Source organism: Thermus sp. NMX2.A1, assembly GCF_000511705.1.
Taxonomy (GTDB): domain Bacteria; phylum Deinococcota; class Deinococci; order Deinococcales; family Thermaceae; genus Thermus; species Thermus scotoductus.
Window position 1 is genome coordinate 25,551 of sequence record NZ_ATNI01000081.1, and the last position, 17,424, is coordinate 42,974.

Genomic DNA, 17,424 nt, shown 5'->3' on the forward strand with positions numbered 1-17,424 from the left:
CCCTCTCACCGGGAAAGCACCCTGAGGTGCACCAGCAGGGCCGTGAGGTCCGAGTCCCGTATCCCAGGGACCCGGGCAGCCTCCGCCACGGTCCGGGGCCTCACCCGGGAAAGCTTTTCCACGGCCTCCCGGGAAAGGCCCGGGACCCGGGGGAACTCCAAACCCTCGGGTATGCGAAAGCCCTCCAGGTCCCTCAGCTTTTCCCGCAGCTGCTCCTGCCGCTCGATGTACCCCGCGTACTTGGCCCGCACCTCCACCTGGTAGGCTTCTTCGGGGCTCAAAGGAACAGGTGGGGGAAAGCGTTCCGCCAAGGCCCCGTAGGTGTTTTCCGGACGCCTCAGCCACACCAAGCCGCTCACCCCATCCACCCGCAAGGCCTCGAGGCGCCTTAGCTCCGCCTCCACCCGGCGGTACTTTTCCCTCATCGCTTCCAGATCCTCCCTGGGCCTAAGGCCCCACTCCACCGCCAAGGGCACCAGGCGCTCGTCCGCATTGTCCGCCCGGCAGAGGAGGCGGAGCTCCACCCTCGAGGTCATCATCCGGTAGGGCTCGTCCGTACCCCGGCCCACCAGGTCGTCCACCATCACCCCGATGTAGCCGCTTTCCCGGGGGAGATGCACCTCTGAGAGGCCCAGGGCATACCGGGCAGCGTTCAGCCCCGCCAGGAGGCCCTGGGCCGCGGCCTCCTCGTACCCCGAGGTGCCGTTCACCTGCCCGGCAGCGAACAACCCAGGGAGGAAGCGGGACCGGAGCCCCCGGGTAAGCTCCGTGGGATCCAGGCTGTCGTACTCCACCGCGTAAGCGTAGCGCTGGATCACCGCCCGCCCAAACCCCGGCAGGCTTTTCACCATCTCCTCCTGGAGCTCCGGCGGCAGGCTGGAGGAGAACCCCTGCAGGTACACCTCGCTGGTGGCAAGCCCGTCGGGCTCCACGAAGAGAAGGTGGCTATCCTTGTCGGAAAAGCGCACCACCTTATCCTCAATGGAGGGGCAGTAGCGGGGACCGATGCCCACGATATCCCCGGCATAAAGGGGAGACAGGTGCAGGTTCTCCAGGATCAGGCGGTGGGTGCGGGATGTGGTCCGGGTCTGCCACGTGGGAAGCTTGGCCGCATGGGGTCCCGGGCTTCCCGTGAAGCTTCCCGGGGGTACCTCCGGGGGCACCACCAAGAGCTCCGAGAAGTCCACGGAATCCGCCCGGATCCGGGGTGGGGTCCCCGTCTTGAACCGGCGCAGGGTGTGGCCGACGGCCTCGAGGCTACGGGAAAGGAACCGGGCCGGCGGCTCCCCCTGCCGTCCCGCTGGCCGGGAACGCCTTCCGTACCAGACCACCCCCCCCAGGAAGGTTCCCCCCGCCACCACCACCGCCTTGGCGGGAATCTCCCGGCCATCCACGGTGCGCACCCCAAGAAGTCTTCCCCCCTCCACAAAGAGGCTCGCCACCTCCCCCCGGATCACCTCGACCGGCCTCTCCGCCAGGATTTCCTGGGCCTTAAGGGCGTAGAGATCCCGGTCCACCTGGACCCTCAAGCTTTGCACCGCCGGTCCCTTGGAGCGGTTCAGCACCCGGGTGTGGATGGCGGTGGCGTCCGCCGCCCGGCCCATAAGCCCCCCCAGGGCGGTGAGCTCCGCCACCAGCTGGCTTTTGCCGGGTCCGCCCACCGCCGGGTTGCAGGGCATCATGCCTATGCGCTCGGGGTTGATGGTGACCAGGGCCACCCGCACTCCGAGGGCCGCGGCCGCCCAGGCCGCCTCCAGCCCTGCATGCCCACCTCCCACCACCACCACGTCGTAACGCATCCCACCCTCCACTTTACCCAAGGCCTTGGCGTAGAATGTTCCTCCGGAAACGCGGGGGGGTAGCCTTGACCCACGAGGCCGTCTGGCAACACATCCTGGAGCACATCCGCCGCAACATCACCGAGGTGGAGTTCCACACCTGGTTCGAGCGCATCCGCCCCTTGGGCATCCAGGATGGGGTACTCCAGCTGGCGGTGCCCACCTCCTTCGCCCTGGACTGGATCAAGCGCCACTACGCCGAGCTGATCCAGGAGGCCCTGGGTCTCCTGGGAGCCCAGCCTCCCCGGTTTGAGCTCAAGGTGGTCCCCAGCGTGGCCGTCCAGGAGGATATCTTCCACACCCCTGCCCCTTCCGAAGCAGCCAAGCCCAACCTCAACCCCAAGTACACCTTTGAAAACTTCGTGGTGGGGCCCAACAACTCCATGGCCCATGCGGCGGCGGTGGCGGTGGCCGAGTCCCCGGGGCGCGCCTACAACCCCCTTTTCATCTACGGGGGCGTGGGCCTGGGCAAGACCCACCTCATGCACGCCGTGGGGCACTCCGTGGCCAAACGTTTCCCCCACCTGAAGATCGAGTACGTATCCACGGAAACCTTCACCAACGAGCTCATCAACGCCATCCGCGAGGACCGCATGACGGAATTCCGCGAGCGGTACCGCTCCGTGGACCTTCTCTTGGTGGACGACATCCAGTTCATCGCCGGCAAGGAGCGCACCCAGGAGGAGTTCTTCCACACCTTCAACGCCCTCTACGAGGCCCACAAGCAGATCATCCTCTCCTCCGACCGGCCCCCCAAGGATATCCTGACCCTCGAGGCCCGCTTACGAAGCCGGTTCGAATGGGGCCTCATCACCGACATCCAGCCCCCTGACCTGGAAACCCGCATCGCCATCCTCAAGATGAACGCCGAGCAACGGGGTCTCAGGATCAGCGAGGAGGTGCTGGAGTACATAGCCCGGCAGGTGACCTCCAACATCCGCGAGCTGGAGGGTGCTCTGATGCGCACCATCGCCTACGCTTCCCTAAACGGGGTGGAACTCACCCGCGCCGTGGCCGCCAAGGCGCTTTCCGACATCTTCGCCTCCAAGGAGGTGGAGGTGGATCCCCACGAGATCGTGCGCAAGGTGGCGGAGTACTTCGCCCTGCGCCCGGAGGACCTGGTGGGAGGTGGCCGGCGCAAGGAGGTGGTTTTACCCCGCCAGATCGCCATGTTCCTGGTGCGGGAACTCACCCGCTCCTCCCTCCCGGAAATCGGCCAGCTCTTCGGAGGGCGGGACCATACCACCGTCCTCTATGCCATCCAAAAGGTTCAGGAGCTTTCGGAAAGCGACCGAGAGGTGCAGAAGCTGCTTCGCAGCCTGAAAGAGGCCCTGACATGACCCCTGTGGATAACCTGTGGATAACCCTGTGGATAACCCCGATTTTCCTGTGGATAACCCTGTGGACAAACTGTGGAAAACCAACCCCCCTTCGGAGCCTGTGGATAACTGGCCAGTTATCCACAGCTTATCCACAACCCAAGGCCAGTTATCCACAAAGGTTTTCCACAAGCCCTTTTCGCTCCCACACAGCATTTTCTACCCCTTATCCACATATCCACAGCCCCTATTACTACGACTACTATCCTTTAAGATCTTTAAGAAACCCATAGTAAGAACAGTAGAGAGGAGGCAAACCCCGTGAAGGTGAAAGTTCCAAAAACCCTGCTAACCGAACACGTGGCCTTGCTGGAACGGGTCATTCCCACGCGAAGCTCCAACCCCCTTTTTACCTACTTGGGCCTAGCCCTTACGCCAGATGCCCTGGTGTTGTTCGGAACCAATGGCGAGGTGGATCTGGAAGTGCGCCTGGAGCTTCCCACGGAGGGAGAGGGGCGTTTTCTGGTTCCCGCCCAGCCTTTCTTCCAACTGGTGCGCAGCCTTCCCGGGGATCAGGTGGAGCTGGACTTCGGTGCGGAGCTTTCCCTTTCTTCGGGTTCCTTCAGCACCCGGCTGAGCCTTGCCCCCGACGAAGGCTACCCGGAGCTTTTCTTTCCCAGCCTGGAAGGCCCCGCAGAGCCCTATCCCCTCCAGACCCTTTTGCCGGTGGAGGAGCTTCTTAAGGCGCTATCCCACGTGCGCTATGCGGCCAGCAACGAAGAGTACCGGGCGATCTTCCGGGGTGTGCAGCTGGAGTTTTCCGAGGGCGGGCTTCGCTCCGTGGCCTCCGACGGGTACCGCCTGGCCCTTTACAGGCTTGCCAAGCCCCAACCCTTTGCCAAGAAGGTGGTGGTGCCTGCCCGAAGCGTGGACGAGATGGTGAGGGTTCTGAAGGGTATGGGCGAGGGGGAGGTGGCCCTGGCCCTGGGCCCGGGGGTTCTAGGCCTCGCCACCAGCGGTTCGCAAGGCGCTGCCGCCACCGGCAAGGGACAGCTGCGCATGGCTGTCCGGCTTATGGAAGGGGAGTTCCCGGACTATGAGCGGGTGATCCCCAAGGAGTTTCCCCTGAAGGCGGCCTTCGATGTGGAGGCCTTCCGGGAGGCCCTGCGCCGGGTGAGCGTCCTTTCTGACCGGCAAAACCATAGGGTGGACCTTCTTTTTGAGGAGGGGCGGGTATTGCTCTCCGCTGAGGGGGACTACGGCAAGGGGCAGGAGGAGGTTCCCGTGCACCTCGAGGGCCTGCCCCTGGCGGTGGCCTACAACGCCCGCTATCTCTTGGAGGCCCTTTCCCCTCTCTCCGGCCAGGCGGTGTTGTTGCTTTCCGGGCCCACCAGCCCTAGCCTGGTGCGCCCAGGGGAGGCTTCCTCCGGGGAGGCGGCGGAGGGGTACCAGGCGGTGGTGGTGCCCCTACGGGTGTAAACTTGGCTCCGAGGGGCGGGAAGCGCTTCCAGAAACGCTTAGGGGAGGAGTCCATGACCACGATCGTGAACGTGAAAGCCAGGGAGGTTTTAGACTCTAGGGGCTTTCCCACGGTGGAGGCCGAGGTGGAGCTGGAAGGTGGTGCCAGGGGCAGGGCCATGGTGCCCTCCGGAGCCTCCACCGGCACCCATGAGGCCTTGGAGCTACGGGATGGGGGTAGGCGTTACCTGGGGAAGGGGGTGCGCCGGGCGGTGGCCCACATCCTGGAACGCATCGCCCCCGAGCTCATCGGCCGGGATGCCCTGGACCAGGAGGGGGTGGACCGGGCCATGCTGGAGCTGGACGGCACTCCTAACAAGTCCAACCTGGGGGCCAACGCCATCCTGGCGGTTTCCCTGGCCACAGCCCGGGCGGCGGCGGAGGCTTTGGGTCTGCCTTTATACCGTTATTTGGGGGGAGTTCAGGCGGTTACTTTGCCGGTTCCCCTTATGAACGTGATCAACGGGGGAAAGCACGCGGACAACCGGGTGGATTTCCAGGAGTTCATGCTGGTGCCTGCGGGGGTGGAAAGCTTTTCCGAGGCCTTGCGGGTGGGGGCTGAGGTCTTCCACACCCTGAAGGGGGTGCTGAAGGAAAAGGGATACAGCACCAATGTGGGGGACGAGGGAGGCTTCGCTCCGGACCTAAGGAGCAACGAGGAGGCCATAGAGCTTCTTCTTTTGGCCATTGAGCGGGCGGGATACACCCCGGGGCAGGAGGTTTCCCTGGCCCTGGATCCCGCGGCCAGCGAGCTTTACCAGGAGGGGAAGTACCACCTGGAAGGGGAAGGGCGGGTGCTTTCCTCGGAGGAGATGGTGGAGTTCTGGGCCACATGGGTGGACAAATACCCCATCCGCTCCATTGAGGACGGCCTGGCGGAGGACGACTGGGAAGGCTGGCGGCTTCTCACCGAGCGCCTGGGTGGCAGGGTCCAGCTGGTGGGGGATGACCTTTTCGTAACCAACCCGGACAGGCTTCGCCAAGGGATCCAGCAAGGTGTGGCCAACGCCATCCTGGTGAAGGTGAACCAGATCGGCACCCTTTCCGAGACCCTCGAGGCCATCCGCCTGGCCCAGCGCTCCGGCTACCGGGCGGTGATCAGCCACCGCTCCGGGGAAACCGAGGACAGCTTCATCGCCGACCTAGCGGTGGCGGTGAACGCCGGGCAGATCAAGACGGGTTCCCTCTCCCGTTCGGATCGCCTTTCCAAGTACAACCAGCTCCTGCGCATCGAGGAGGAGCTGGGGCGTGCGGCGCGCTTTTTAGGGTATGAGGCCTTTTAAGCGCACCAAGATTGTGGCCACCCTGGGGCCCGCTTCGGACTCCAAGGAAGCCATCCGGGCTCTGGCGGAGGCAGGGGCGGATGTCTTTCGCCTGAACTTTAGCCACGGCACCCACGAGGAGCACCGGAAACGGGTGGCCTGGGTGCGGGAGGTGGAGAAGGAACTGGGCAAAACCCTGGCCATCCTCCAGGACCTCCAGGGCCCCAAGATCCGCATCGGCCGGTTCAAGGAGGGCCGGGTGGAGCTGAAGGTGGGCCAGCCCTTTATCCTCACCCGGGCTCCCGTGGAGGGGGACGAGACCCGGGTTTCCATCACCTACAAGGGGCTTCCCGAGGACGTGGCTCCCGGTCAGGTGCTCCTCTTGGACGACGGCCGCCTGCGCCTTCGGGTGGAGAGGATCCAAGGGGACGAGATCCACACCGTGGTGGAGCTGGGTGGGATTCTTTCCGACAGTAAGGGGATCAACGTCCCTGGCTCGGATCTTTCCATCCCCGCTCTCTCGGAAAAGGACATCCAGGACCTGGCCCTGGGGGCGGAGCTCGGGGTGGACTGGGTGGCGGTTTCCTTCGTGCGCACCCGGGATGACCTGCTCCTGGCCCGGCACTACCTGGCCCGGCATGGTTCCCGGGCCCGGCTCATGGCCAAGATAGAGAAGCCTTCCGCCGTCTACCGCTTTGAGGAGATCCTGGAAGAGGCCGACGGCATCATGGTGGCCCGGGGGGACCTGGGGGTGGAGATGCCTCTGGAGGAGGTGCCCATCATGCAAAAGCGCCTTATCCTCTGGGCCATCGCCGCCGGCAAGCCGGTGATCACCGCCACCCAGATGCTGGAGTCCATGGTGCAGAACCCAAGCCCCACCCGGGCAGAGGCCTCGGATGTGGCCAACGCCATCTTCGACGGCACGGATGCGGTGATGCTCTCCGCGGAAACCGCTGCCGGGGCTTACCCGGTGGAGGCGGTGGCCACCATGGCCAGGATCGCCCGGGTGGTGGAGTCCTCCCCCGAGTTCTTGCAAAAGCTCAACGTCCTCCGCCCGGCTCCCACCCCCACCACCCAGGACGCCATCGCCCAGGCGGCGGACGACATCGTGGAGGCGGTGGAAGCCAAGGCCATTGTGGTCTTTACCGCCACGGGAAGCTCCGCCAGGCGCATTGCCCGCACGCGGCCCAAAGTGCCCATCCTGGCCCTCACCCCGAACCCCGAGGTGGAGCGGCAGCTGGCCTTGGTCTGGGGTGTTCTGCCCCATCTGGCCCCCGACCCCCAGGACACCGACGACATGGTGCGCATCGCCCTGGAGAAGGCCAAGGCCTGCGGGCTGGCCCAGGTGGGGGAGAGGGTGGTGATCGCCGCGGGAGTGCCCTTTGGGGTGCGGGGGACCACCAACCTCATCCGGGTGGAGCGGGTGAGCTAACATCACCCCACCCTGGCCGTGCCAGGGTGGGAATCCTGGAAAAGCCTTTTTGCAGGGGTACTCTCCCCAAAGCAGTCCGGATGTGGGGTTAACTTCCCGCTTCCCGTGGGGGGAGGCACCTTCAAGGAGCGTAGAGGGCCAAGGCGCTAACCACAGGCCTGGGAGAGCCCTGGTAAGGGTTCCGTAGCCTCCCCTTGACCCAGAGCTGGGCGGATCCACCCCCGTCCATCCTTAGGGCGTTCCACGCCCCCAAGGTGAGGAGGGCCCGGGCCAGGACCCCGGGGGTGGTGGGCTCGGAAACCAAAAGCCAAAGCTTCCCCTCCCGGGTCCAGGCCACGGCCGCCTGGGGGGCTATGGCCTGGAGGGGCCTTGGGTCGCGGAAGTTCTCCCGGTTGGGGTCAAAGGCGTACTGGCCTTTCTGGACCAAAAGGGGGCCTGCTTCCAGTGCGTAGCGGAAAGGGGGGTCCAGGCGCCCGTAGAGGCTTAGGGTGTCCCCAGGCTTTAGGGGAAAGGGAGGGGCTCCTTTGGGAAAGGTAAGGGCCCAGGCTCCAGGAGGAAGTTCCTGGGGGGCGGGGAAGATGGCCTGTACCCGGTTTCCCATCACCAAGGCCACCTCCTCCCCCTCCATGCCCACGGGTCCCGGGACCGTGTGGGCGGTGTAGCGGGCCCGGGAGGTGTTGATGCCCACCCGCACCCGCTCTCCGGAAGGACCCTGGACCATTGCCTCAAACCGGGGAACCCCCAGGAAGAAGCTGAATCCATCCCATAAGAGAGCCATGCGGCCGCTGGGATAGGAAACCGTAACCCCGTCCTGGACCCAGAGGCCGATGGGGGTAGCGGTTTTGGGGTCAAAGTACCCCCCGTTCAGCACCGCCAGGGCGTTTGGGGCAAGGTCCTTGGGTAGGGCCCGGACCCCGGGCTTGCCCACAGGAACCAGCCTGCCTTTCTCCGCCTCCACCAGGTAAAGCCTTAGGGGCTCTGGGGTAAAGGCCCAGATCTCCCGATAGCGGACTCCCGCGGCCACGGGTTCCTCCACCTCGGCCTCGAGGGCATAGAGATCCAGGACCAGGCGCGCGGGGTCCTTCAGGGGAAAGAGGCGGTAGCGAAGGAGCTTTCCCGGGAAGTTCAGGCTGAGCTCTGTGCCCCCTGGCAAAAGGCGCACCCGGGCCTCCATGCCCTTGGGCCAGGGAACCTGGGTCATCCCCGGGGCCAGGTAGGGGAGAAGGAGGGAAAGGCTTCCTGGAGCCTGGCCCTCCGAGGAAGGCTTGGCTGCAGGTTCGGGCCCGGGGAGGTCCAGCACCAGGCGGAGGGCCCGTCCTTGGGCGCCGTGGCGTACCCCGGCCTCCGGGGTGCGGAAGTAGCCCAAGGCCTTCAGGGCCTCGAGGGGCAGTTTTTCCCCATCGGGTGGGGGAAGTCTGGGGTCCAAGGGCTCCGCCCAGCCCACCCCCGGCACGTAGACGAAGCGCACCCCCTCCCCCTCGTAAATCCAGGCCGAAGCCTCCTCCCGAAAGGAAAGGCCAAAGGTGCTGGCGGGAAGTAGGGTCTGGGCCAGGGAGCAGGAGAGGAAAAGGAGGAGAGCTAGGAGCCTCATCCCTCCATGGGAGCAGATGGCGGTGAGAAAGCGCTTAGAGTTTATCCCTTGACCACGATGAGGGGCCTTAGGCGGGCCACCTTCTTTCCGATTCCAGCTCCCTGGACCGCCTCCACCACCACGGAAACATCCTTGTAGGCCTCGGGCATCTCCTCGTCCACGGTGGCCTTGGTGGCCGCCCGCACCAGGATGCCCCTTTCCGCCAGTTCCTTGATCAGGTTGCGCTCCCGGGCCACCCGCTTGGCCTGGTGGCGGCTCATCTTGCGTCCGGCTCCATGGCAGCTGGAGCCGAAGGATACCGCCATGGCCTTTTCCGTTCCCGAAAGCACATAAGAGTAGCGGCCCATGTCCCCGGGCACCAGCACGGGCTGGCCCACATGCCGGTACTCCAGGGGGATCTCGGGGTTTCCGGGGCCGAAGGCCCGGGTGGCCCCTTTGCGGTGTACCAGGACCCTCTTTCCCCCGTGCTCCTCAAACTTGGCGTTGTTGTGGGCCAGGTCGTAGAGGACCCTTAGGCCATGCTCCCTGGGTGGGAAGCCCACCGCCTCGAAGGCTTCCCGCACAAAGTGGGCGATCAGCTGCCGGTTGGCGAAGGCGAAGTTGGCGGCGGCGGCCATGGCCTGAAGGTAGTCCTGGCCCTCCGGGCTCTGGATGGGGGCTGCCGCCAACTGCTTGTCCACCAGCTCTATGCCGTAGCGGGGGGCCACCTTGAGGAATCTTTCCACATAGTCCTGGCAGACCTGGTGGCCGAGGCCCCGGCTTCCCGTGTGGATGAGGACGGTGATCTGGTTGGGAAAGAGGCCGAAGGCTTCGGCGGCTTCCTCGTCGTAGATCTGGTCCACGTACTGGACCTCGAGGAAATGGTTCCCGCTTCCCAGGGTGCCGATCTGGGGAGCTCCCCGTTCGAAGGCCCTCTCCGAAACCTTGTCCGGGTTGGCCCAGGGGAGGCGGCCCTCCGACTCGATGAAGTGGAGGTCCTCCGGGTAGCCGAAGCCCCTGCGGATGAGCCAGCCAGCCCCCTCCCTGAGGATCTCCTTAAGCTCCTTCTTGCTGAAGCGCACGTCCTTGCGCTCGCTTCCCACCCCCGAGGGGATGAGGCGGTAGAGAGTATCGGCCAGCTCCCGTTGGCGGGGGAGGAGGTCTTCCAGGGTGAGATGGGAGGCCAAAAGGCGTACCCCGCAGTTGGAGACCACAAACCCTTCGGCCACAAAGTTGTGTCCCTCATGAGCCATGGAGAGGTCGTAAACCCTTCCCCCGTGGGGAACGGTTTCCATAGCCACTACCCTGTCAAAAAACATGGGGCCGGCCCTTTGGAGGAACTCAGGGAAGGTGGGAAATCCCCAGGGGCGGAATCCACCTCGCTTCTCGTAAAGGGTACGCTCCACGAAGCGCCGAGGAAGGCCTAGGGTGGCGGCGATGCGTTTTGGTCCTAGGCCTGCCTGCCGTAGGGCCAAGACCTCCTCGGCCTGGGTTTCCCGAGCTTCTAAGTGGGCCTTTTTCAGGCGCAGGTAGAAAGCGGCCGCCTGGGCTAGCCAGGCTTTTTGGGGAGCGTAGGCATAGCCCACCCTCTCGTAAAGGAGGCTGAGGTTTTCCGGTGTACTCCGGAGGATCAGTTTGAAGCGGTGGGAAGGATCAGCGGGTTCCTCCCAATCCAGTTCCTCACGCAGGGACTGGACTTCCAGGCCCAAGCTTTCCATTAAGCGGGCCAGATCTTCCATGAAGGTCCGGCCAATCCCCAAAAGGCTTTTCCGTTTGGACTGGGAGAGCACAGGAGAGGCGAGGTTGTACCCATGTCCGCTTACCCACTTCGGCGCGGAGAGCTCCGCTCCGAATAGTCCTGCTAAAAAGTTGGCTTTAAGCCAAGCGGGAATGAAGAAGAGCCAATGAGGTAAGGCAAAAGCCGTTTGCGCCTTGGGGCCCTCGGGAAGGCCTAAGGCGTGGAGAAGGAGGAACAAAGCCCGGGAGGAGGCCTTAAGGCTAGCCTCTTGGTAGGTGAAGGTCCGTCCTCGGAAGCTGTGGTTTCGTACCCGAACGTAAGGGCCCCCAGCCTGGAAGCCCAGACGCTTAAGGTCCTCCTTGGCTTCCAGGAGTCCTTCTTCGTCCCCATAGAGCACCAGGTACCCCCTGCCCCGGGACCGGTAAAGGGTTCCATCCCCCAAGGCGTAGCCCAAGAGGCGTAGGATAGCTGGCAAGTGAGGGTGGTCCGCCTGTAGGGGAAGGAGCCCCTTCTCTTTCAGCACATCTGCCGCTCGGGGAAACCCCAGGGCAAGGCCTAGGGCTTGGGCCCTTTCCTCGCTTAGAAGGGTCAGGGACGGAGGGGGTTCGTGGGGAAAGCCCTGGAAGGGGTGGACGGCCACCTGGTCTCCCTTTTTCAGGGTGCCTATGGGACGCATTCCCGAGGGGGTGTAGACGGGATGATCGGGGGTGGCCTCCAGGATGAACCCTCCCTCGGTGCGGAGGCGCACCAGGGTTTCCGCTTCTCGGGAGAGGAGGAGAAAGGCTTTGCCTGCCTCGGCTTTTTCCCCAAGCCGCCACACGGTGAGGAGGGGTTCTTGTTCCCTCGCCACCTCCTCTATGGGGCGGGTGTAGCGGTCATGAAAGAGTACGCGGGTGCCGGCAGGAAGGCAGTTGATGTCAAATCCCACCCCTCCCGGGCTCACCACCCCTCCTTCCTCGGGATCGAAGGCCGCCACCCCCCCGATGGGGAAGCCGTAGCCCCAGTGGATGTCGGGCATGGCCAGGGCGGGTTCCACGATCCCCGGCAGGGTGGCCACGTTCATGAGCTGCTGCAGGGAAGCGTAGTTTTCCCCCTGGAGGTCCTTCAAAATCTCCTCCGAGGCGAAGAAAATCGCATCCACCCGCATCTTCCCCTGCCGGGGGATGCGGTAGGTATAGGGGGCGATTTTCTCAAAGCGCATGGCGCCCTCCATGTGTTGGCCCTCCGGGCCAAGCAACCCAAAGCAAAAGGCCGGGCTTGCGGGCCCGGGCTTATTCTCAAGCTACCGCGGTATGCGGTATGCGTCAAGGCTATGCGGTAAAATCCCCCCGTGTCCAGTCTGGCCTTCGCCCTGGAAACCCACCCCGGCCTCAAGCGGCCCAAAAATGAGGACGCCGTGGGGCATGCCCTCACCCCCTGGGGAGGGGTCTTCGTGGTGGCGGATGGGATGGGGGGGCACCGCACAGGGGAAGTGGCGGCCAGGCTGGCCGTGGAGATGATCCTGGAGAACCTGCGCAATGTAGACCCAAGCCCGAGGGCCCTCCTTCAAGCCTTTGAAAAGGCCAACGAGCGCATTTACCAGGAGGCGCAACGCCCCGAGAACCGGGGTATGGGCACCACCGCCACCTGCCTCCTTTTGGATCTTCCCTATGCCTTGATCGCCCATGTGGGGGACTCGAGGGCCTACCTTCTCAGGAAAGGGGAGCTTACCCTCCTCACCGAGGATCACTCCTGGGTGGCGGAAAGGGTGCGCCAGGGCCTTTTGAGCCCCGAGGAGGCCAAGACCCACCGCTGGCGCAACGTGATCACCAACGCCCTGGGCTCCTTTCCCCAGGCCCGGGTGGACCTCATGGGGCTTAAGCTGGAGCCTGGGGATGTGTTTTTGCTTTGCAGCGATGGCCTTTCCGGGGTGTTGGAGGACCGCACCCTGGGGGAAGTTCTGAAGAGCTTTCCCCCGGAGGAGGCGGCCAGGCGCCTGGTGGCCTTGGCCAACGAGTGGGGAGGCCCCGATAACGTGAGCGCCATCGTGGTGCGGGTGCCCGAGGAGCTTCCCCAGGGGGGTCGCCCCTATGCCCTGCCCCTCGAGGCGGCAAAAGGAGCCCCGGTGCGCCTAAAGCTTGGGGAGGAGCCTGAGGAACTGCCCACCCAGGTCCTGGAGCCCAAGCGTCCCCGGGTTCGCCTGAACTGGCGGGATGCCCTTTTGGTGCTCCTTTGGGTGGTGGTGGTGGCCTACATCCTGCTGGGCTACTTCAAAAGGCCCTAGACCTGCTAAACTCCTAGGGGTATGGAGCGCACCTTTGTCATGGTGAAGCCCGACGGCGTGCGAAGGGGTCTGGTGGGGGAGATCCTTGCCCGCTTTGAGCGGAAGGGTTTTCGTATCGTGGGGCTTAAGCTTTTACAGATCAGCCAGGAGCTTGCGGAAAGGCATTACGCCGAGCACCGGGAGAAACCCTTCTTCCCCGGCCTGGTGAGCTTCATCACCTCGGGTCCGGTGGTGGCCATGGTGCTGGAGGGGCCGAACGTGGTGGCCGAGGTGCGGAAGATGATGGGGGCCACCCACCCCAAGGACGCCCTTCCCGGCACCATCCGGGGGGATTTTGCCACCACCATCGACGAGAACGTGATCCACGGCTCGGCGAGCCTCGAGGACGCAAGCCGGGAGATCGCCCTTTTCTTCCGACCCGAGGAACTCCTCTAGGCCGGGGTTTACTCGCCGCTTTCGGGGGCCTGGGGCAGGCTCTGCGCCCGGAGGCGCTCCCAGGGGAAGTCGTCCAGGGGATAAAAGCGGTCCGCCTGCTGGGCCAGGCGGTGGGAGGAAAGGGCGTGGAAGGTGGTGTTCTCCACCTGCTTGCCCATGTCCTGGACCACCTTGACCACCTCGGCGAAGTCCCCATCCCCGGAGACCAGCACCGCCACGTCATAGGCGTCGGCATAGGCCAGGCGCAGGATGTCTATGGCGATCTGGATATCCACCCCCTTTTCCACGAAGCCATCCGCCCGCCTTTCCAGCCTTCCCAGGCGCACGGCCACATAGGGCACCCGCTTCAGGTAGTTGAGGAAGCTCTGGTGGGCCTTGGCGGCGGGGTCTTCTGGAGGAAGGGGGGCGTTGTAGTAGTAGGCGCGCAAAAGCCTGCGCCCGGCGGTGAGAAGGCTGATAAACTCCACGAAGTTAAGCCGATAATCCGGCCCCAGGTGCTGCACCAACCCCTTGTACAGGTTGGAGCCGTCAATGAATATTGCTACCCTTTCCATAATAGACCCGCCCCTTGCCGGGCTCCTTCAGTTTAGCCCAAGGGGGTGAGAATGTTTATAACCCACCGCTCCCTGGGGAGCAGTGGGGGAAGGGATAGGTCTTCTCCACGTAGCCCTTTTGGGCGGGGCTATCCTACCACGGTTTTCCCATGAGCGCAAGATGAGTGGCCGAAACGGTTTCTAGGAGCGCGTTTTTTCCGTTTCCGCGTACACGTCGCGAAAAACCCCGGGGATGGGGGCGTGGGGCTTGTGCACCCGCACCCGCACCCCCTCGAGGCGAGGGAAAGCTTGCAGGAGGGCTTCCGCCAGGTGGTCGGCCAGGGCCTCGATCAGGTAGAAGCGGCGGTGGCGCACCACCTCCTCCACCAGGGCGTAGACGGCGGCGTAGTCCACGGTTTCCTCCAGCCGGTCCCCCCTGCCCTCAAAGGGCACCTTAAGCCAGAGGTCCACCACAAACCGGGCTCCAAGCCGGCCTTCCTCGGGCCTCACCCCGTGGCGACCGTAGAACTCCAAACCTAAAAGGGCGATCTCCCCCATATCTATTCCCAAAGGGCGTTCCACACCGCAAGGGCCTCCCGGTGGGCGGCCACGTCGTGGACGCGAAGGATCCTGGCCCCCTTCATGGCGGCGAAAAGGTGGGCGGCCACGGAGCCAAGGACCCTTTTTGCCGGTTCCTCCACCCCCGTGAGCTCCCCGATGGAGCGCTTCCGGGAAAGCCCCACCAAAACGGGGTGGCCCAGGGCCACGATCTCCTCCAGGTGTTTAAGGAGGGCCAGGTTGTGCTCCAGCAGTTTCCCGAAGCCGAACCCCGGGTCCAGGACCACCTGGGGCACCCCGGCCCTCAGGGCGTTTTCCGCCTGGGCCTTGAGGAAGGTCTTCACCTCGGCCACCACGTCCCCGTAGCGGGCATGGGCCATCATGGCCTGGGGGTCGGGCACGGGCATGTGCATGACCACCGCCGCCACCCCGTACCGGGCGCAGAGGGCCACCATGCGCTCGTCCCGAAGGCCCGTCACGTCGTTGATGAGGTGCGCTCCTAGCTTCAGGGCCTCCTCCGCCACCTCGGGCTTGCGGGTGTCCACGCTCACCGGCACCCCCAGTTCCAGGATGGCCTCGAGGGCAGGAAGAAGCCGCTTCTTTTCCTCCTCCACGGACACGGGCTCGGCCCCGGGGCGGGTGGATTCAGCCCCCAGGTCCAGAAGATCCGCACCCTCGGCCACCAGGGTCTTGGCCCTTTCCAGGGCCCTTTCCGGGTCCAGGTAGAGGCCGCCATCGGAAAAGGAATCGGGGGTGAGGTTGAGGATCCCCATGATCCGGGGGTGGGAGAGGTCCAGGGTGCGGTCGCGAAGCCAGAGCACGCAAGGATTATATTGGGGCCAGGGGGTGAAGCATGCGCCTGTTGGCCGCGGTGGATTTGGGGGAGGGCTTGGAGTCGGTGGTGGAAAGCGCCCGCTTCCTTCAGGAGGGGCTTGGCATCCCGGCGGAGCTTCTCCACGTGGTGCCCACTCCCTACTTTGAGGCCCTTGGCCGCCGCTTTCCCCATCTTAGGCCGGGGCTGGAGGAAGCCCTTAGCCAGGTGGAGAAGGAGGTGCAAAAGACCCTGGCGGATACCGGGCTTAGGGCCCGGGTGCTCCGGGGTTTCCCTGCGCAGGTGGTGGCTGGGGAGGCCTTGCGAAGCCGCCTGGTCCTTTTGGGACAGCGGGGCACGGATGCCCTCGAGGTCCTGGCCCGGGGTGGGCTCGCCCGCTACCTCCTGCACCGAGGGGAGGTTCCGGTTCTGCTGCTCCCCAGGGCCCTCAGGGGGGTGCGCCGCATCGCCGTGGGGCTGGACGATAGCCCGGCAAGTCTTAGCGCCTTCCGGGTGGCGGAGGCTTGGGGAAGGGCCTTGGGGGCTGAGGTCTTCGGCCTGCACCTGGTGAGCGGGCAAGGAGGGTGTTGCTTCCCCACCTATCTGGATCCTGAAACCTTGGGGCTAGCGGATGTTCTAGCCCGGGCCAAAGCCCACCTGGAAAGCCTCCTCAAGGCCACCGGGGTGGTGGAGGTGTCCAAGGGGGAAGAGGAGCTGGACCTTTTGCGCTTGGCCAAGGCTCGGGAGGCGGACCTCCTGGTCCTGGGTTCCAAGGCCAAGAGCACCTGGCGCCACCGGCTTGGGCGCATGGTGGAGGTGCTTTCCCACCAGAGCTCCCTGCCCCTCCTGGTGGTTCCCGAGGCCACGGTCTGGTAAGGTAAGGCCCATGCGCCACGGGCCCGGCTGGTACCTTTCCCTTTCCGCCTATTGGTTCGCCACCAGCTTCAAGTGGTTCCTGGTCCTTCTGGTGATCCTGCCCGCCAAGGTGGCGGAGCTTTCCCCTCCCGAGGAGAAGGCCAGCCGCCTCGGCTTCCTCTTCGGCCTGGGGGCGGTGATGGCCATTCTTGGACCCCCCATCATGGGCTACTTCTCCGACCGCCTGGGCAGGAGAAAGCCCTTCCTCCTTGCGGGTAGCCTCCTCACCGCCATAGCCCTTCTCCTTTTGGCGCATGCCCCAAGCTACCTCTGGCTCCTGGTGGCCTACCTCCTCCTGCAGGTGGCGGACGACCTGGCCACCGGGCCCTACTCCGCCCTCATCCCCGACCTGGTGCCCCGAAAGGAAAGGGGCACCGCCTCGGGGTACATGGGGGTGTTGCAGGTTTCCGGCCAGATCCTGGGGGGTGCGGTGGGGTTTCTTCTTCCGTTGGCCTTCCAGGCCTATCTGGCGGCCTTTGTGAACCTTCTGGGGGCTGGGCTTAGCCTCCGGGTTGCCCCCGACCGACCTTCAGGGGCCCATCCCCGTCCCTTTCTCGCTGCCATGGCGGGGCCCTGGCGGGACCGGGACTTTCTGTTGGTCTACCTGACCCGCTTTTTGGTGATGCTGGGCTTTTACCTGGCCCAGACCTACCTGCAGTACTACCTGGCCGATGTGGTGCGGGTTTTCCAGGCCCTAGGGCGGACCCTTGCCAATGAGCCCTTCCAGGCGGTGGCCCTTTTGGGCCTCCTGATCTCCTTGGGGGCGGCCTTGGCCAGCGTTCCCGCAGGGAAGGCCTCGGACCGGCTGGGCCGAAAGCCCCTGATCTACCTTTCGGGGGCTGGCCTTGGGTTGCTCATGCCCTTCATTCTGTTTTTCCCCCGGTATGACGCCATGCTGTTCCTGGCCCTTTTCTTTGGCCTTTTCTACGGGGTCTACCTGGCGGTGGACTGGGCTTTGGTGGCGGATGTGCTGAGGGATCCCAAGGCCCACGCCACCGACATGGGCTTATGGCAGACCGCCATCGTGGTGCCCCAGGTGCTGGCGGGAGCCTTCGGGCGGCCATTGGACCTTCTGAACGCCAGCGGAGAGGGTCTGGGTTATCTGGTTCTCTTCCTCCTGGCGGGGACCTTCTTTCTCCTGGGGGCCTTCCTGGTAGCCCCGATCCGCCGGGCCCGGTAAGGGCTTCGGGTGGAAAGGGACCAGGGAAAAATTCCTTCTGGACGCAAGCCCG

General features: G+C 64.8%; 14 protein-coding genes and 2 pseudogenes. 8 read left to right on the forward strand and 8 right to left on the reverse strand.

Features of this window, described 5'->3' with window-relative positions; all coding sequences use genetic code 11:
* Nucleotides 1–5 precede the first annotated feature (5 nt).
* Complete coding sequence (gene mnmG / locus TNMX_RS09730; RefSeq protein WP_256378176.1) at nucleotides 6–1,820, reverse strand: tRNA uridine-5-carboxymethylaminomethyl(34) synthesis enzyme MnmG; 1,815 nt, start codon at nucleotides 1,818–1,820, stop codon at nucleotides 6–8.
* A gap of 44 nt (nucleotides 1,821–1,864) precedes the next feature.
* On the opposite strand from mnmG, the gene dnaA reads away from it, so the two are divergent.
* From dnaA to pyk, 4 genes are all read left to right on the forward strand, one after another.
* Complete coding sequence (gene dnaA, locus TNMX_RS09735) at nucleotides 1,865–3,178, forward strand: chromosomal replication initiator protein DnaA (protein WP_026328994.1); 1,314 nt, start codon at nucleotides 1,865–1,867, stop codon at nucleotides 3,176–3,178.
* A gap of 300 nt (nucleotides 3,179–3,478) precedes the next feature.
* A complete protein-coding gene (gene dnaN / locus TNMX_RS09740) occupies nucleotides 3,479–4,636 on the forward strand; it encodes a DNA polymerase III subunit beta (RefSeq protein WP_038031666.1) in 1,158 nt (385 codons plus the stop codon).
* A gap of 53 nt (nucleotides 4,637–4,689) precedes the next feature.
* Nucleotides 4,690–5,958, forward strand: a complete 1,269-nt coding sequence (gene eno, locus TNMX_RS09745; RefSeq protein WP_038031667.1) for a phosphopyruvate hydratase — start codon at nucleotides 4,690–4,692, stop codon at nucleotides 5,956–5,958.
* On the forward strand, nucleotides 5,945–7,369 hold the full coding sequence (gene pyk, locus TNMX_RS09750) for a pyruvate kinase (RefSeq protein WP_038031669.1): 1,425 nt from the start codon (nucleotides 5,945–5,947) through the stop codon (nucleotides 7,367–7,369). Before eno ends, pyk begins: the two co-directional genes overlap by 14 nt.
* 121 nt (nucleotides 7,370–7,490) lie before the next feature.
* Here pyk and TNMX_RS09755 read toward each other — a convergent pair whose 3' ends face one another.
* From TNMX_RS09755 to TNMX_RS13620, 4 genes and pseudogenes are all read right to left on the reverse strand, one after another.
* A complete protein-coding gene (locus TNMX_RS09755) occupies nucleotides 7,491–8,960 on the reverse strand; it encodes a phosphodiester glycosidase family protein (protein ID WP_038031672.1) in 1,470 nt (489 codons plus the stop codon).
* A 41-nt stretch (nucleotides 8,961–9,001) separates the two neighbouring features.
* Entirely contained in the window at nucleotides 9,002–11,353 is a 2,352-nt protein-coding gene (locus TNMX_RS09760) for an RtcB family protein (protein WP_371180296.1), read from the reverse strand.
* 69 nt (nucleotides 11,354–11,422) lie between these two features.
* Nucleotides 11,423–11,527 (reverse strand): annotated as a pseudogene (locus TNMX_RS13615) (hypothetical protein); the annotation flags it as partial.
* 33 nt (nucleotides 11,528–11,560) lie between these two features.
* A pseudogene (locus TNMX_RS13620) lies at nucleotides 11,561–11,878 on the reverse strand (RtcB family protein); the annotation flags it as partial.
* A 129-nt stretch (nucleotides 11,879–12,007) separates the two neighbouring features.
* Between TNMX_RS13620 and TNMX_RS09765 the strand changes: the two are divergent.
* Both TNMX_RS09765 and ndk read left to right on the forward strand, forming a co-directional pair.
* The gene (locus tag TNMX_RS09765; RefSeq protein ID WP_038031674.1) at nucleotides 12,008–12,940 is read left to right on the forward strand and encodes a PP2C family serine/threonine-protein phosphatase; all 933 of its coding nucleotides are present in this window, start codon (nucleotides 12,008–12,010) and stop codon (nucleotides 12,938–12,940) included.
* Between the two features lie 21 nt (nucleotides 12,941–12,961).
* Nucleotides 12,962–13,375 (forward strand): nucleoside-diphosphate kinase, encoded by a 414-nt coding sequence (gene ndk / locus TNMX_RS09770; RefSeq protein ID WP_019550759.1) that lies wholly within the window; start codon nucleotides 12,962–12,964, stop codon nucleotides 13,373–13,375.
* A gap of 8 nt (nucleotides 13,376–13,383) precedes the next feature.
* On the opposite strand, the gene TNMX_RS09775 is transcribed toward ndk, so the two are convergent.
* The 3 genes from TNMX_RS09775 to folP form a co-directional block, all read right to left on the reverse strand.
* Nucleotides 13,384–13,929, reverse strand: a complete 546-nt coding sequence (locus TNMX_RS09775) for an NYN domain-containing protein (protein WP_015715952.1) — start codon at nucleotides 13,927–13,929, stop codon at nucleotides 13,384–13,386.
* A gap of 180 nt (nucleotides 13,930–14,109) precedes the next feature.
* Entirely contained in the window at nucleotides 14,110–14,466 is a 357-nt protein-coding gene (gene folB, locus TNMX_RS09780) for a dihydroneopterin aldolase (protein WP_019550757.1), read from the reverse strand.
* 2 nt (nucleotides 14,467–14,468) lie between these two features.
* Nucleotides 14,469–15,287 (reverse strand): dihydropteroate synthase, encoded by an 819-nt coding sequence (gene folP, locus TNMX_RS09785; RefSeq protein WP_038031676.1) that lies wholly within the window; start codon nucleotides 15,285–15,287, stop codon nucleotides 14,469–14,471.
* A 32-nt stretch (nucleotides 15,288–15,319) separates the two neighbouring features.
* On the opposite strand from folP, the gene TNMX_RS09790 reads away from it, so the two are divergent.
* Both TNMX_RS09790 and TNMX_RS09795 read left to right on the forward strand, forming a co-directional pair.
* Nucleotides 15,320–16,153 (forward strand): universal stress protein, encoded by an 834-nt coding sequence (locus tag TNMX_RS09790; protein ID WP_038031679.1) that lies wholly within the window; start codon nucleotides 15,320–15,322, stop codon nucleotides 16,151–16,153.
* Between the two features lie 10 nt (nucleotides 16,154–16,163).
* Entirely contained in the window at nucleotides 16,164–17,372 is a 1,209-nt protein-coding gene (locus tag TNMX_RS09795) for an MFS transporter (protein ID WP_038031680.1), read from the forward strand.
* The last annotated feature ends 52 nt before the right edge of the window (nucleotides 17,373–17,424 follow it).